Below are 15,722 nucleotides of genomic sequence, written 5' to 3' on the forward strand. Positions count from 1 at the left end.
TTGCTCATTTCTGCCGATTTATATGGGAATTCTATCGTTTTTTACTTTCTTCTCCACTTATTGACGGGAGCTTTTGGCACAAATTCTTGATCCGCGTCTTTCGTAGGGTGACTTTGACGTTGCCGTGGTTTACATAACTATTACTTAACACGTCATACGTAAGTTGAATTGCTTTCGTATCCGCTACCTGCCATTGCTTCTTTTGTTTTCCCTGATAACATAATGATTTACATACAAATATTTCCTATCATCCACTCCGATTCTCTTAAAAAAAGAAAAAGAATACACTACAAAACTTTTTGGTATATCTTTCAACAATAGGCATACCTGAAAGTCCATTCATGGGAATATATTTGTTATTTTTACAAACGATTCCATTCATCAACGGTAATTTCACTACCTATTATTTCTTCCGCTTCCCTTATCATCATACGAAGTTGAGGCACTGAATACTCATCATTAGACGGAATAGTGAGACAGTATTGTTGATAGACAATAAACTTGTGTCTGGTTCCAGAAAAAGGACCGTCAAAACCGAGTTTTCGTAAACGGCGAATAAAATCTCTCCGTTTACAGGGCGTCCATCGGCTCACGGGTTGGCTCCTTATTCAAATCGATACCTCTAATCACTGGTAAAGTATGGCCAAATTTCAACCCAACCAAAATCCAATCTTCAAGTGTTGAACGTAATTCGTCCTCACACTGGTGCAATGTAGTACCAAACGCCACAACCCCTTTACAAACAGGAATACGGCCTGAAAATGTACTATCTTCAAGCTTGTCGTAAAGGGCTTGTGCCATAGCTTGTTCCACATACTCACTGAGAATATACCTCGTTCCTTGCATTCTATACCTCCTGTTTGAATAATGCCAAAGATTAATTCGCATCTTTTTGTCTGCGTAATCTGCGAAATCTGTGGTTCCGCCTTGCTAGATTTTATCGGATGAACGTCTGAAACTCATTTTTCGCATTTTATTTTCTTTTCGTCTTTTTCATCACAATCTAAATGTTTTTTTCTTCTCATGCTTCAAGGGTTACTGTCTGTTTTGATTAATTCGTCTTTTAACCCTTTAAGTTTTAACCTAACGTGTTCATTGGGATTCCCTTATATTGATAATTATTGTGTAGAATAGGTAGCTAAAAGGTACCGTAGCGGCAGTATGAATGAGGTGCTTAAACAGTAAAGTGCAGACTTCTTTATTCGCTTTAGCGGAACGGTCTGTTTTTCTCTTCTTTTAAATCAGTATTAATCTTTAATCCTTTTGCCATAATTTTTCCAGGCCAAGCTTTTCCAGACCAAGTTTTCCTTTTAACTTATCCAATCCCTTTTCGAGTTCTTCCTTTCCATAATAATTCATCATCGCATTGAGTACATAACTTGTATCCAACAATGGTTTTGGATTACTCATCGTCCCGGTAACGGTAACGGGCAAGACAATATTCCCCTTTTCATTGAGAAGCGCCTTTAAAGGTTTAGCTTTTTTGGTCAACTTTTCTGAATGTTCAGAAGACAATATAACTTTGCCGCTTAAATCAAGTTTCCCGGTATCAAAATTGATATCCCCCTTTAGCTTTGCGTCTGAACCTGGAACATCAGGGGTATAAATATTTTCCAGATAACACTTTTTTAAATCAAGCATATCATTTAAAAGAGAAAATTCACCGTCGAGAGAATCAAATCGTGTTACATCATATTTTTCCAACACATCTTTCTTTTCCCCTGCATATTTGTAAACTTCTTTTATCCCCAAAAGAGAATCTATTATCGTTTCCATTAAATTTACGTTTTCGATCTCTCCTTGTAACAAACGAAACGATCCATTAGCATTCGTTACCATTTTATCGTTTTTCCCCAGAGAACCGCCCATGTCAAACGATCCGGAAAAAACTCCTTTCATCATACCGCGGTATTGAGTAAAAGCATCAACAACGCCATCTATCCTTACTGCATTTATTATAGGGCTTGCATCCCACTGCATGCTTTTGGAGTCATAGTTTCCTGTAAGTGAAATATCTCCCTCAAAGGTACGCATTTGAAAGCTCTGTATTTTCAAAATATCATCCTGGAAACTATATTTCCCCTTCGCTTCTTCAAAATTAATATCCAATATAGTTCCATTTCCCATTTCAAGCCCCCCGTCTGCTGTGATATTGTCCGCCAGCTTCTTTGCCAATAGTTCAAAACGAATCGATTCGGCAACATCTTTACGTTGTTTCGTATTTTCATCTTCTTTCTTATCAGAAGATGCGGGGAATTTAAACAAAAGTTTAGGGGATGAAACGTGTAGATTCACGAATGCGTCATCAAAATTACCTTTCATATAATTCTTAATACTAACCGAACCCTCCGGCTCATATTCTTTCAACAAAGGAACAATTGCATCCCATCCCTTCAACGAAAATTCATTCGCGGTACTCACCAAATCAAAACGAGGGTTTACCATATCTTCTATCGAACCAGAACTATTAAGGGATGCATTTTGCAAATTAACTGCAAAAGCCTCCAGTTGAATGATATCTGCAATTTTATTTGCTTTTAGAGATATTTGAAATGGGATATTTTTTTGCTTCTTAAATACCTCTCCATAGAGTATTTCCGCTCTCGTCATATCCGTATGCCCGGATATTTGCATAGCATCCTTACTTCCGCTTGAAGTTATCTCCATGTTTAAAGGTCCTGTGAATCGAAAATCTTGCGGCAACGCTTCTTTAAAGACAGGGTATAGTGCTAACGCTTCGTCAAGTGCATTCATTTTTGCCATGAGGGTTACATCCCATTGCGGATCTGTTTTTATATTTTCTATAGTGCCCGTCAATGAAACATTGTTATCATTCAACGCCAAATCCAATTGCTGAAAACCGATATCCCCTTTTCTGTCATCATATTTGATCTTTTCTTTCAGTGTAATATTTACGTTTTGTATTTTTTCATCAGAGTCTTTTATGGACATTACAAGTTTTTCGCCCTGAATCACAGACTCTAAATCCAATCCTGAATGAACAGAGCCCTTTATATTTGCCGTCATGTATAAGATTCCTTCAAGGGGGGATAGCATTAAACCATCGGGAATATAGGGGACAAATTTGTGGAGAAATACATTTTGGACGGAAACGTGAATGTCCATAGCAAGACCCACAAGATCCATATTATCTCCTACTGGTCCGACCATGCCCTTTATAAGAAGATTTTGCTCTGTTGTCCCCTGTAAACCGGCTGATGCATATATCCGTATCGGTTTATACAAAGACACATTTTTTAATTCTATATTTAATGAATCAAAAACCATCGTCACCGGTGCATCAGGAACAAAATTATCCAAAAAATGTATTTGCCCACTGTGTAAGGTGAATTGGGAAACCATTAATCCTGCCAGAAAAATGTTGTGTTCGCTATCAGGTTTTTTTTCACTCCCTGATTTTTTTTCTTTTCTCTTTTCATCCTTTGCCTGCGGCTTTTCGTCTTCTTCGGCATCACTTGCCATATCAGAAAAATTAAACACCCCATTTGAATTCCGAACCAGGCGCACAACAGGTTCATCCATGATCAACTTTTTGATTTGTATCTTTTTCTTTAATAACGGAAACAACGCCACCTTTATGCGAAGACTCTGCAAAGACAGAAAATCTTCACTTCCAAATTCCGGATTGTCCGCAATACGCAGTCCATTGATTTCTACCCCCAAGCCGCTTATTAGGGTAAGTTTAACATCAGCAAAATCAAACTCCCGATTCAGATATGGCTTTGCAAGTGTAATTATCCTGTCTTTATACTTATTTAGGTCAATTACAAAGGGCGCTGCAATCACTGCTATTAAAAGAAAAACAAAAACAGATGAAAGTATGATTATTATTTTCCGCATTATAAATATTCTCCCGCGTAATACCGCGTTAAGATATACCCCTGTCCGGCGGGAAGCCAGGTTATGTTCGGGGCTGTGTTATGTAATGCTATGTTTCCAGACAGATGCCGCCCCCGACTAAATGCTTCTTGCCATTTGGACATAAAATTTAACATCTTGGAGCTTCATAAAACAAAACATATGTTATTCCCAAAAAATTAAACTGCTTGGGTAAAGGCCAGGGCGGGAGCAGGGGGTTGAATTTAGCGAGTAGGGCGCACCCTACATTTCACTCAAAACGTTATTTGGAAAACTACATTCGGTTACAACTGATACACAACGCATTTTTTAATAGTGTCGGATTTTTGGCATTTCTGTGCGCTTTTCAGTAAATTTGCAGCAAACGTCAAAGGTGTGTAGCAAGAAAACCACAAAGCGCACATTACTGCCTCTCTATGATTTTAAAGGTGTGAATTGATCTTGGACAGAAAGTAAAAAAAGCAAGCAGCGTCTTTTCCCGGTTTTATTGATAAATCTTTACTTTATTACGGCAAAATACAAATACCTTTTTTTCGTAATAATTTGGTTCTTTGAAAAAATAGGGGCGAAGCATTTGCCGTAAATTGTCATGAAGGTGTTAATACCCAAACGGACAAATGCTTCGCCCCTACAATGTGCGGCAAACATCGCTATTATTGTAATTTTATAAAAAACTAAATTATTACTTTTTTTTCTATTTTTCGTAAATTTTCTCTTACGTCTTTCGCGTTCAAAATCTTTCTGGAACCTGCCATGCCTCATTATTACGTTTTCTAATCAAAAACACCTCTGCACAATTCAATTCCGAAACTAACAGAATAAATTATTCCTATATAAAAATTTACTATACATTCAACATATTGTTGTTCCTGAAAGCTTCATCCAGACAAAAGGGCCGGCATCGTTAAACGCCTTCTGATTACTTGTACCTGCCTACCCTTCTTCCCTTCGTACCCATTCTTCCATGATTTGCTCTCTTACTCTTCCAGCCTAATCTTTGTCTTCTTCTATCCCGCATTTTTATTATCCTTTTTCAAAATAAAACTAACTATTTTTTTCCTGCTTTGCAGTATCATTCTCGATGTCTATTTTTTTCTTTGACTGTGGCGACTTGCTGCTGACATCTTCCACGTCGTCTTCAACTCCCTTTACCCCTTTTTTAAACTCGACAATTCCCTTCCCCAAGGATTTCATTACCTCCGGAAGTCTTTTCCCAAAAATAAGAATTGCCACAATCAGGATAATAATCCACTCCCAACCACCTGGCATACCAAACATATCAATAACTCCTTCTATAAAAATTTAACGTCAGTAAAATATACTACCAGACTATTAGAAATCAATATATTTATTTTCAAAATTATTTTAAAAATATCGTTTATTAAACATTTTATCATATAAACACATTTCACATTTTCTTGTTCATTTCCGTAATGGCCTTAATTCCCGAAGTGCGCTAACCAAAAAAGAGATATCTTCAGCCATATCTACCTGAAAAGCCATTTGTTTGTTCAGAATCGGGTGGAAAAATTCAATTCTGTGTGCATGAAGCGCCTGTCTTTCAATTATTGACCCTTCGTCAGGAGCCCTTTCCTTACCAAGCAAATCCGAGCGAAAACAAGCATTGTATTTACTGTACATTTCATCTGCAACAACCGGATGCCCTATTGCCTGCATATGAACACGAATTTGATGTGTTCTCCCCGTCTTTGGCATTATCTTCACCAACGTATAGCCTCGAAAACGCTCGATTACCTCGTAAACTGAAGTTGCGTTTTTTCCCGTATCCCTTCTTACCGCCATCTTTTGTCTGTCAACTCTATGCCGTCCTATCGGCATATTTATTTCATTGGAATCAAATGCCACCTCGCCCTCTACAACTGCAAAATATTCCTTTTTCACAAGTCTTTTCTCAAACTGCATTGCAATGTGGGAGTGTACAGCATCGCTTTTTATCACAAGCATTACCCCGCTTGTATCTCTATCCAACCGGTGAACGATACCCGCTTTCAGGGGTCCGTTAATCTGAGAGAGATTTTGGCAATAAAAAGTAACTGCATTCACAAGAGTACCGGAAGGATGCCCTCCTGCAGGGTGTACTACCATATCATATGGTTTGTTAATCAACATTAAATAATCATCTTCGTAGATGATATTCAGAGGGATGTCTTCCGGTGTAATTTTGGTCTCTTCCGGCACAGGAACGGTAGCGGAAATCACGTCGCCTTTTTTTATGAAATAACTGCTTTTGACGACGTTTCCATTTACAACAATTGCACCCTCTTTTACTAGTTTTTGTATATACGTCCTCGAAAGGTCAGGAAAGCGGGAAGAAATAAATCTGTCTATTCTTTTACTTTCACCTACCCTCTTTATTTCCAATGTTACTTCTTTAACGTGTGCCTGGCTTTCCTGCAACATTATATTTATTTGATTACCGATAAACGGTACCGCGAAAGAGACGCCCAAATACTATCCGGTTCTGCCTCCACTGCCTTGTTGTAATTGAGAATGGCATTCTCCTTTTGACCTAATTTATCGTAGCAACGGCCTGCGTCCCACCCCCGTTGCGCTAAAAGAAAAACCTTATTCGATAGCAGGTTGTCATTAAATTGATTACAGGCTTCCTCTAAAAGTCCTTTTTCTTCATATGCATATCCCAGCGATTGTTTCGCAAGGAAAGCAATGGGATGGCCGCTGTATCTTTGCAAAAAATCATTATAAGCACGAATCGCTTCATCATAGTTTTTCAACTCATAATAAACATTGCCCTTCTGAAATAATATCCATGGCGTTGTGCCGGAAGACGCCAAAGCCTCCTCGATGTATTCGAATGATTCAATGGCATTGTTCAATGCCTCGTTTTTATCTTTTTCGGTTTTCCCTGCCTGAGCAGCCATTGCAAGATCGCTATTGATTCTCCACATACTCTGCCATGCGGTTTCATCTTTTCTGGACTTTGCTTTAACGAAAGTTACCGTCACTGCTGCAATAGAAATAACAACCGCAACGCCTATACCAATGAAAATTTTATATTTATTTAACACCCCAAGTATGTCAGATTTTGTATCAGTCATTTTTCTTTCTCTTTTATAAATCAATTAAAGTTTCTGCTTCTCTAAAAATATTTTCAATATCATCATCGTCCAAACCTGCTGCACGAATAATCAATTCAGCATACGCACGGTCCAACAAATCACCCGGCGCATGAGAATCTGAACCGATAACAAGCTTTGCCCCTACCTTTTTTGCCATTTTGGCGACGTGGCCATTTGCGTATGCATGGCCTTTCCTGCCGGATATTTCAAGCCTTACCCCCTTCTCTTTCGCCAAACGAGCATCATCAACGGAAATAAGCCCGGGATGCGTCAAAATATCAGCGCCAGCCTCTATCGCCGCCCTGTTTGTGCCCGGAATAACGGGTTCCGTAATTGTCTCCCCATGAACCAAAACAATGCACGCACCCAACTCTCTGGCTCTCTGAACCATTAATTTTATATGTTCCAGCCTGACATGCGTTAATTCAGCCCCTACGCACACCTTCATCCTGGTAGTAGATGCTATTTCCTGACATGCTTTTAATACATTGGGTATTACAATATCAATATTGGAGTAATCTGCATGATCGGTAATGGCCAGGCCCCGGAAACCTTTTACCTCGCAACGGCGGATAAGCTCGGAAGGCAAGAGTACACCATCGGAAAATAGCGTATGTGTGTGCAAATCAATCATAAGTATTTTTAATGCGCCCGAGACGATTCGAACGTCCGACCTACGGTTTAGGAAACCGTTGCTCTATCCTTCTGAGCTACGGGCGCATTAGTATAAAAGTCACTTTTTAACAATATATTACAGTATTTCTTAATATTCATTAATTGAAATATTTTATGCAATTTCTTCCGGCATGTTGCCACTTTTTGCATGCATTTGTTATCAATAATTATTTCCAGGCCGCTACAAAATTTCAATCGCGGTTATATTAACAAAATACCCATGGAATTTGAAACTGAAAAATAATGTGGTAAAAAAATATATCAAATATCTTGGTATAAATTTTACTGCATGACATCAAAAATAACACGAAAAAAACGATTTTGAAGGGTTTTAAACAATACAAAAAAGAACAGAAGGTATACCTTTTTATTCCCCTTATTTCACCGGAGAATATCATGTTATAACCAAAAACAAGACTTCTGGGTGCGTATGAGGATTCGATGCTTCGATTCTTCAAGAAAGGGGAAAACCGCCGGGACGTTCCATTATATACCGACTCAATCGTCAATCGAAAGGAGGTCATTCTTTCTTGCGCTGGAAAATGCCGCGAATGGCATCGGTTGCCCCTTTGCCGACGTCGCCGGCCCCTTCGAGGATGCCTTTACCCACACCTGTACCATGCTGAAACAGTTCGGTTCCCACTCCCAGCACGCCCTTGCCAATGTCGTTAATCATATCCAGCGGCAGCAGACCTTTACCCTGTTCCATTACACTCCTGGCGATAGTCTCCAAAATAATGTCAGTCAATTTGGCCACATTAATATCTTCGTTGGTTCCGAGATTGGTAAGCGTCATAGGCGCAACACTCAGCCTAACAGTGTCGGACTGTCCACGTATCGGCAGCAGTTTGGCCTCGACGGTCACGCCATTGATCTGGAGTTCCTTGATGAGAAGATTTTTGCCGGGCTCGTCCGTGGCGTCGTCCTTGGGCAGATTATTGAGGATATGCCGAAGATTGTTGGTCAGTCCCTTTTGTTCGATGGTCAGGTAGACATCATCCAGTTGGATTTTTTTAACCTCCACCGTATCGCTCAAGAGGGTACGAATATTAACGGAAATATAGGTATTGCCAACCTTCAGCACATTGGGATGCTGATAGCCTTCCGGGTTATCGACGATGAGGTTTTTTAAATTCAACGTTCCACCGAAAATCGACAGCGATACATCATCAAGATGTACCCCAACCTGCATCGATCGTTCGGCGCCGGCCTCGATCCCCACCTTCAATGCGCGGTCGCCGAACAACTTGGTAAGCAGCGCAACAACCGCTATCAAAACAACCAGCACCACCAAAATCGATATTAGAATTTTTGGCCCCTTTTTCATTTTTTTCTCCCGTAAAATTAGTGTTTTTTTGCAGCAACGCCTCTTGAACTTCAACACCGGACAATTTAACCCTGCAGGTGTCTGCATATGCTTCCGTAACCTCCTAGCGGATAATACGAAATAGACCGGTGCATTATACACGGCGCCATTGTTCAGTTCAAACGAAACCTCACTTGAAAACTCAATCATCGCCAGCTTGTGCTGCAACTGGAGGGTCAGGGTAACTCTCCAGGATTGGTGTGCCTTTAATGTATATGGAATACAAAATTACTGTTGTCCAAAAGAAGGCTACTCAGGGCATGGGCTTCAGTATTTGTGGAATACAACCAGCAAAAGGAAGGGTTAATATCGATTGCAGAATTTAAGTAACGCCAGGTTTGTAGATTTGATAGGTATTTTTACCCTTTGCCTTGGAAAGGTACAGGGCAACATCTGCCTGTTTAAATAAGCTTTCTGAATCATTTGCGTAGAGGGGGAAGATGGTGATACCTATGCTGGCAGTAGTATGAAGTTCGTGCTTCTCAATAAGAAAGGGCAGGCGAAATGCCTCCAGAATTTTCTGCGCAAACAGAGCGGCATCTTCTGTCTGAGCAAGGTCTGGAATGACGATTATAAATTCATCACCACCCATACGGGCAATTGTATCTCCTTCCCGCAAACATTGCATCAACCGTTCTGCGACAGCCTTGAGTAATAAATCACCCATTTGATGCCCGAAGGAGTCGTTAATCATTTTAAACCCATCCAGATCAAGCATTATAATTGCAACCATGTTTTTACTGCGAATTGCATGTGCCATGGCCACTTTCAATCGGTCATAGAGGAGGTTACGGTTGGGTAATTTAGTAAGGGCATCATGATATGCCATGTGGCTGATGAGTTTTTCCGACTCAACACGTGCTATTGCATTTCCCAAAATCTCTGACATGATATTGAGCAGTGTCACATCATCTTCAGACCATTGGCCGGTAGACCTTACGTTGTCAAAACCAATAAATCCAAGTAGTTTTTTTTCTATATATATTGGCAGGACCAATATTGACTTAATAGACTGTCTCTCAAATTCAATTTTTTCTGCGATTGCTTCATCCGGCATTTCAGAAACATCCTCAACATGAACGACCTTACCTTCCTGTAAGTTTTTTATTAACCAGGGAAATGCAATAACAGGAATGTTCTGAAGGTTATTCATTTCAGCGGTAACCCCCGAATCACACCACTCATGAGTATTATCCATAATAGTGCCGTTGTCCCGGGACTTAAAGAGATATGCCCTTCCTGCCCTGCACAACCGTCCGGCATCTGCCAGGGAAGCGTTAACAGCGGCATCAAAATCAGAAAGGGTTATAAATCGCCTGGAGATCGCCGCAACTGTTTTTTCAAAATTTGTCCTGTGTCGGAGCATTTCTTCAGCCAGCTTCCGTTGGGTAATATCCAGAACAACTCCAATCAACCCGGCGAGTTTGCCTTCCCTATCATTGAAAACTGCTTTATGGAAAAGAACGTTATGCACTGAGCCTTTGCTGTGTTTCACTACGGTTTCGTAAACCTGACTTCCCCTCCTATTAAACAATGCAGTATCGGCTTCGTGATAGCGATCTGCAAGCTCCGTGGGAGCAACATCATAGACGGTCTTGCCAATAATTTCTGCTTCCCGCATTCCTAAAAAATCCTCAAATGCGCTGTTGCAGCCGATATACTTACCATGTTCATCCTTATAAAATACCGGGGCTGGAATTGCATCCATAAGTGTCTGCAGGAACCGTTCTCTGTCCTTTAATGTTTCCCCAATCTCTTTATGCTCTGATACTTCTTTCTGAAGTTTCATTGTTTGCACAATTACGCTTTGTTCGTACACCTCCAGCAGTTGCTCCATGGCAACTATTTGATCCTTGAGCTTTTGAATTTCTGCGGTACGCACAAAAGCTTTTGCGGATTGAGCAAATACAGTATCTTCAAACGGCAGTACCGCTATTTTTACATTTGGCGCAAGGATTTTAAAAAGATCCGCCACTTTGTTAGTAATGGTACATTTCAGATACATAATGATCGCAAAGATATCACCCGAAGGAAACAGACCTCCAAATCCTATAACAGATTTTATCCCATAGGGAATAACAAATTCTTTCTGCGCAGGAATACAGGAGCTGCCAAGCGCCTCTGGTATGCAAAAGACGTTATACATTTTATCGTTTTTACTCAACAGAAACCGTGGGTCTGGCTTGATCACCATGTCTGTATCTAACCCCAACTGCGCAATAAGGTTTTTGATCATCGGAATCTGATCTACCATCTCTTCGCTTAAAAGCGGAATCGCCCTGTGCCCTTTTGAGGTTTTTCTGGAATTCCACGCCGGGTTTTCACCAACGGTCGCCAGGAGGGTCAGGCACTTCGTCTCCGGGAAAACAGTACTATTTCCTGACACATTTTTTGAAAAGTTTTGAAGTTCAGGGTCGAGCTTTGCAAATGTATGCGTTTTGAAAAAACGAACCAGCGAACATGCCTTATTGCCGCTCTGCCCATCAATCAAATTGACGTATAAATGATTAACAATGCTATTGGCAACTTCTTCCATGTTTTTTGCACCTTTGCCAATAGTGCGTACTACTTTACAACATTCCGTCATATCACGAATGGTAAAATTTGATACGTCATACATCGACGGTTTTTGGTTTTTTGAATTCACGGTCTTTCTCGCTTATAAATTATATTCCAGGTAACATATAGTCGGGCGACCACAAAGGGTCTCCTCTACGATATTACACTTCTGTGCCATGTACCATTCTTCACATTTTAGCCATACCCCTCACTTTTTCTGCGTAATTTTTCTTTTTTCCCTCAAAATCCCACGCTGTCAATTATCCTTGCAGTGAACAATCATATTTGATAACGTGCATATTATACTTGCCTTAACAAATTTCCCATTCCTTTTTCACCTTTTCTCATGAAAGGATTGAATTTCCACCAGGACAAAATAAATTGAAATTTGAAATAATCTACAAGGGGTGAGACCACCAAATATACTATCGAGGTAACTATTTATGGATAATGAGCTTACAATAAAAATTGCCGGTGAAGCAGGCCAGGGATTGCAAACTGTAGGAGGGGCATTATGTAATATGTTCAAAAATGCCGGGTTCTATATTTTTGCTGCCCAGGATTACATGTCAAGGATACGGGGGGGTAATAATTTTTATCAAATAAGAATCTCAGATAAACACCTCCATACACTACGCCAAAACTCCGACATCATGGTAGCCTTTGATAATAAAAGCGTTAATCTCCACAGAAAAGATATATCAAAAAACGGGGTAATTGTCCTCGATAAAAAGAGATTTAATATTACTGAAGAAGATAGCACATTTTTTGATATCCCTATGTACAACATAGCAAAGGAGGTTGGAGGGGACGAAATATTTGTTAATTCAGTTGCTTGTGGATTTTTGGCAGAAATGACCGGCGTGAACTTTAGCTACGTAGATAATGTATTAAGAACTGCATTCGCCGATAAGAAAAAGGATCTCATAGAAAAAAACAGAGAAACCGCTCATGCCGGATATGATTTTGCCAAAAATAATTTTAAACGGGATATCTTCAAAATAAAAAAAGGCAGTGCGAAAGACACCCTTTTAATGACCGCGAGTGATGCAATAGGATTAGGTGCAATTAAAGCAGGGTGTAAATTCTATTCTGCATACCCCATGACGCCTTCCACCGGCCTTGCAAACCTTATGGCACAATATGCAAAAAGATTTAACATGGTTGTCGAACAGGCAGAAGATGAGATTGCAGCAATAAACATGATAATCGGGGCATCCTTTGCAGGGGTGCGGTCAATGACTGGTACTTCCGGCGGGGGATTTGCCCTTATGGTAGAAGGCTTAAGCCTTGCCGGTATGACGGAAACCCCCATTGTAATTTATGAAGGGCAGAGACCAGGCCCCGCAACCGGTCTCCCCACACGAACAGAACAGGGAGACCTGGATTTTCTCATTTCTGCAGGTCATGGCGAATTTGCAAGGCTCATATTCTCGCCCGGTTCAATAGAAGAGGCATTTTACTTAACAATAAAAGCCTTTAATCTGGCAGAAAAATACCAGATACCTGTAATTATCATGTCAGACCAGCATTTAACAGACTCTTATAGAAATATCGAAATGTTTGATTTGGATAAAATAAAAGTACAAAGATATATTTTATCAAAGGAAGAGTCTAAAAATGTGAAAGATTATAAACGATATCAAATCACCGAATCAGGCATTTCTCCCAGGGCAATACCCTCATGGATAGAAGAGCCTGTCTATGCAGACAGTGATGAGCATACAGAAGAAGGGCACATAACCGAAGATGCGGGGATACGCACAATGATGGTTGAAAAAAGATTTTATAAAAAGATGGCAGGCCTTTCGAACGAAATAGAGAAACCCAAAGCGTTTGATGTAGAAGGCGCCGATTGTATTCTCATTGGTTTCGGTTCTACCTACGGTGTATTAAAAGAAACAAAGGAATCAATCGCTGATAAAAAAATAGGGTACATTCATCTGCCTCAAGTCTGGCCTTTCCCATCTGCCGATATGATTGAATTACTGAAGGGAGCGAAAAACACCGTTGTGGTAGAAAACAATGCCGGAGCCCAACTTGCAAGATTATTAAAACGGGAAACCGGGATTCAAGCCAATAGATCTATATTAAAATTTGATGGCAGACCTTTTAATTTAGACTTTCTTATCCAGCAAATCAGACAGGAGATATAATATGGTAGAAGTTCAGGATATTAAAAGCAGCGATGAGATAGCCTGGTGCCCCGGGTGTGGTAATTTCGGTATCCTTACTGCGGTAAAAAAATCTGTTGCCAAACTTGGCAGGGATTTGAAAGATGTCTTATTTGTTTCCGGAATAGGCCAGGCTGCAAAACTACCCCACTATATCAGATGCAACTGTTTTAACGGTCTTCATGGAAGGGCACTGCCGGTTGCCGTTGCAGCAAAAATTGCAAATCACAAATTAACAGTAGTGATTACTACCGGAGATGGTGACTGTTACGGTGAAGGTGGAAATCACTTTATTCATAATATACGAAGAAATTTAGACATAACGTTAATAGTTCACGATAACCAAATATACGGCCTTACAAAAGGGCAGGCATCACCAACAACAGATCCGGGATATCAAACAAAATTCCAACCTGAAGGGGTAATTGAAGAACCTCTTTGTCCCCTGGAAATGGCGATTGCTATTGGGGCAGGATTTGTTGCAAGGGGATATGCTGCAGATTATGAGCATCTTTCCTGGCTCATCCTTGAAGGAATAAAATATAAAGGTTTCGCTCTCATAGATGTATTGCAGCCCTGCGTATCATTTAATAAAAAGAACACCTTCGGATGGTATTCTAAAAGAATTTATAAAGTTAACGATGATGAATCATACAATCCGGAAGACAGGATGCTTGCTTTTCAGAAGTCCTGTGAATGGGGAGACAGGATCCCCATTGGTATAATTTACAGGGCAGAAAAAAAGACCTTTGAAGAAAAGACCGGGCTTTCGGAAAAGTCACCCCTCGTGGAAGAACAGATAGAAAATATAGATATAAGCGACATAGTACTGAATGATTTCACATAACTATGTGCAAAGATTAAAGCCCAAGTCCATGTTGATAAATATTCCATAGCTGCTTATGCATTTTTTTTGGTACGAAATTAAAATCTTTATATGACCACACGCTTACAGTAGATTGGATAAGCCCCATAAAAGCCATAGCAGATATCCTGGGATTGATGTCCTTTTTTATTAATCCCAATTTTACGCCGCTTAAAAGCAGTTTCTCTATTTTCCGCAGGTACTTCTGGATAAGCGCTAATATCTTTTTGCGTATGATTGGATCGCTAAACTGCATGGCTCCCATAATAACAACAAAGGAAGTCTTCCGACGATTTTTGGCTAAAGTAAGTTGTGCAAGTAAAATATTATTTAAATTTTGAATGGGGTTTTCATCCGTCATTGCATTGTCAACAGTATCCATAAGGGCTTCTTCTACATTATCTATCAATAAGCGCAGTATATCCCTTTTACTCTTAAAATGCCGGTAAATAGCCCCTTTGGTGGTTCCCATTTCTCCAGCTATTTCGCTTATGGTAACATGTTCAATCCCTTTAGAAGAAATAATAGCCCGAATAATGTCTACAATCTGCTGTCTCCTGATCTTCGTAGATTTTCTTACTTGCACACAATACCCCTCTTCTGTATATGAATTACAACAGGACTCTATAACTTCTCTACGGTTCTATGTAAAAATAAAAATATACAAGATTGAAAATGAAACTTAATTTTTAAGGTAAGGGCTTATACTATACTAAAGATGCCCATAAAATATGAATTTTAAATTGAAAATAGGGTAGCATGGACAAACTTTGTTTGTCTGTGTTGAACTGCGACGACATTGTCTATAAATCACAAATTGTAAGCCTCTTGAGTATATTCATTCCCGGGCAACAATTATAGTGTTTCTTAAGCATGCTGACGATGAGAATGTAATGCGGTGACGATTCAGTGGATTAAACGTTTTACAAGAAGTTTAATCGGCAGCCAGTTCGTCATGCTGAATGGAGTAATCATATAGCCCATGTTCCGGAAAGAAATTACTAAAGTCAAATTTGGCAAACACTTATAAACATTGATTCTGCGACTACATGTCTTTTGGAAGTCTTTTAATTACTGGCCGAAAACAACATTGGACATTCCAAGTT

12 protein-coding genes and 1 tRNA gene are annotated in these 15,722 nt (G+C 39.8%); 2 read left to right on the forward strand and 11 right to left on the reverse strand.

Going from position 1 to position 15,722, the window contains the following annotated elements:
* Positions 1-362: 362 nt before the first annotated feature.
* From QZT26_RS11535 to QZT26_RS11580, 10 genes are all read right to left on the reverse strand, one after another.
* The gene (locus QZT26_RS11535; RefSeq protein WP_169703175.1) at positions 363-593 is read right to left on the reverse strand and encodes a type II toxin-antitoxin system HicA family toxin; all 231 of its coding nucleotides are present in this window, start codon (positions 591-593) and stop codon (positions 363-365) included.
* Positions 571-846, reverse strand: a complete 276-nt coding sequence (locus tag QZT26_RS11540) for a hypothetical protein (RefSeq protein ID WP_099326343.1) — start codon at positions 844-846, stop codon at positions 571-573. The genes QZT26_RS11535 and QZT26_RS11540 overlap by 23 nt, the downstream gene beginning before the upstream one ends.
* 408 nt (positions 847-1,254) lie before the next feature.
* On the reverse strand, positions 1,255-3,861 hold the full coding sequence (locus QZT26_RS11545; protein WP_099326341.1) for an AsmA family protein: 2,607 nt from the start codon (positions 3,859-3,861) through the stop codon (positions 1,255-1,257).
* Between the two features lie 1,062 nt (positions 3,862-4,923).
* Entirely contained in the window at positions 4,924-5,157 is a 234-nt protein-coding gene (gene tatA / locus QZT26_RS11550; RefSeq protein ID WP_099326339.1) for a twin-arginine translocase TatA/TatE family subunit, read from the reverse strand.
* Positions 5,158-5,301: 144 nt separating this feature from the next.
* Positions 5,302-6,348: an RluA family pseudouridine synthase gene (locus tag QZT26_RS11555; protein ID WP_157820681.1), complete on the reverse strand. Its 1,047-nt coding sequence runs from the start codon at positions 6,346-6,348 to the stop codon at positions 5,302-5,304.
* A complete protein-coding gene (locus tag QZT26_RS11560; protein WP_295102276.1) occupies positions 6,306-6,956 on the reverse strand; it encodes a tetratricopeptide repeat protein in 651 nt (216 codons plus the stop codon). The genes QZT26_RS11555 and QZT26_RS11560 overlap by 43 nt, the downstream gene beginning before the upstream one ends.
* Positions 6,957-6,969: 13 nt before the next feature.
* Positions 6,970-7,611 carry a histidinol phosphate phosphatase domain-containing protein gene (locus QZT26_RS11565; RefSeq protein ID WP_099326336.1) on the reverse strand — a complete coding sequence of 214 codons (642 nt, stop codon included), beginning with the start codon at positions 7,609-7,611 and terminating at the stop codon, positions 6,970-6,972.
* A 12-nt stretch (positions 7,612-7,623) separates the two neighbouring features.
* A tRNA-Arg gene (locus tag QZT26_RS11570) sits at positions 7,624-7,697 on the reverse strand.
* A 475-nt stretch (positions 7,698-8,172) separates the two neighbouring features.
* Entirely contained in the window at positions 8,173-8,979 is an 807-nt protein-coding gene (locus tag QZT26_RS11575) for an AsmA family protein (RefSeq protein WP_157820679.1), read from the reverse strand.
* Between the two features lie 361 nt (positions 8,980-9,340).
* Entirely contained in the window at positions 9,341-11,665 is a 2,325-nt protein-coding gene (locus QZT26_RS11580; protein WP_157820678.1) for a sensor domain-containing diguanylate cyclase, read from the reverse strand.
* A 355-nt stretch (positions 11,666-12,020) separates the two neighbouring features.
* On the opposite strand from QZT26_RS11580, the gene QZT26_RS11585 reads away from it, so the two are divergent.
* On the forward strand, positions 12,021-13,733 hold the full coding sequence (locus QZT26_RS11585) for a 2-oxoacid:acceptor oxidoreductase subunit alpha (protein ID WP_099326332.1): 1,713 nt from the start codon (positions 12,021-12,023) through the stop codon (positions 13,731-13,733).
* A gap of 1 nt (position 13,734) precedes the next feature.
* Positions 13,735-14,598, forward strand: a complete 864-nt coding sequence (locus QZT26_RS11590; protein WP_099326331.1) for a 2-oxoacid:ferredoxin oxidoreductase subunit beta — start codon at positions 13,735-13,737, stop codon at positions 14,596-14,598.
* Positions 14,599-14,611: 13 nt separating this feature from the next.
* On the opposite strand, the gene QZT26_RS11595 is transcribed toward QZT26_RS11590, so the two are convergent.
* Entirely contained in the window at positions 14,612-15,202 is a 591-nt protein-coding gene (locus QZT26_RS11595) for a TetR/AcrR family transcriptional regulator (protein ID WP_099326330.1), read from the reverse strand.
* Between the last annotated feature and the right edge of the window lie 520 nt (positions 15,203-15,722).

Source organism: uncultured Candidatus Kuenenia sp. (assembly GCF_900696675.1).
Taxonomy (GTDB): domain Bacteria; phylum Planctomycetota; class Brocadiia; order Brocadiales; family Brocadiaceae; genus Kuenenia; species Kuenenia stuttgartiensis_A.

Bases quoted from the DNA above. Each gene is read 5' to 3' on its own strand.
- QZT26_RS11540 (WP_099326343.1), bottom strand. From the start codon at position 846: ATGCAAGGAACGAGGTATATTCTCAGTGAGTATGTGGAACAAGCTATG.
- QZT26_RS11545 (WP_099326341.1), bottom strand. From the start codon at position 3,861: ATGCGGAAAATAATAATCATACTTTCATCTGTTTTTGTTTTTCTTTTA.
- tatA (WP_099326339.1), bottom strand. From the start codon at position 5,157: ATGTTTGGTATGCCAGGTGGTTGGGAGTGGATTATTATCCTGATTGTG.
- QZT26_RS11560 (WP_295102276.1), bottom strand. From the start codon at position 6,956: ATGACTGATACAAAATCTGACATACTTGGGGTGTTAAATAAATATAAA.
- QZT26_RS11565 (WP_099326336.1), bottom strand. From the start codon at position 7,611: ATGATTGATTTGCACACACATACGCTATTTTCCGATGGTGTACTCTTG.
- QZT26_RS11575 (WP_157820679.1), bottom strand. From the start codon at position 8,979: ATGAAAAAGGGGCCAAAAATTCTAATATCGATTTTGGTGGTGCTGGTT.
- QZT26_RS11585 (WP_099326332.1), top strand. From the start codon at position 12,021: ATGGATAATGAGCTTACAATAAAAATTGCCGGTGAAGCAGGCCAGGGA.
- QZT26_RS11590 (WP_099326331.1), top strand. From the start codon at position 13,735: ATGGTAGAAGTTCAGGATATTAAAAGCAGCGATGAGATAGCCTGGTGC.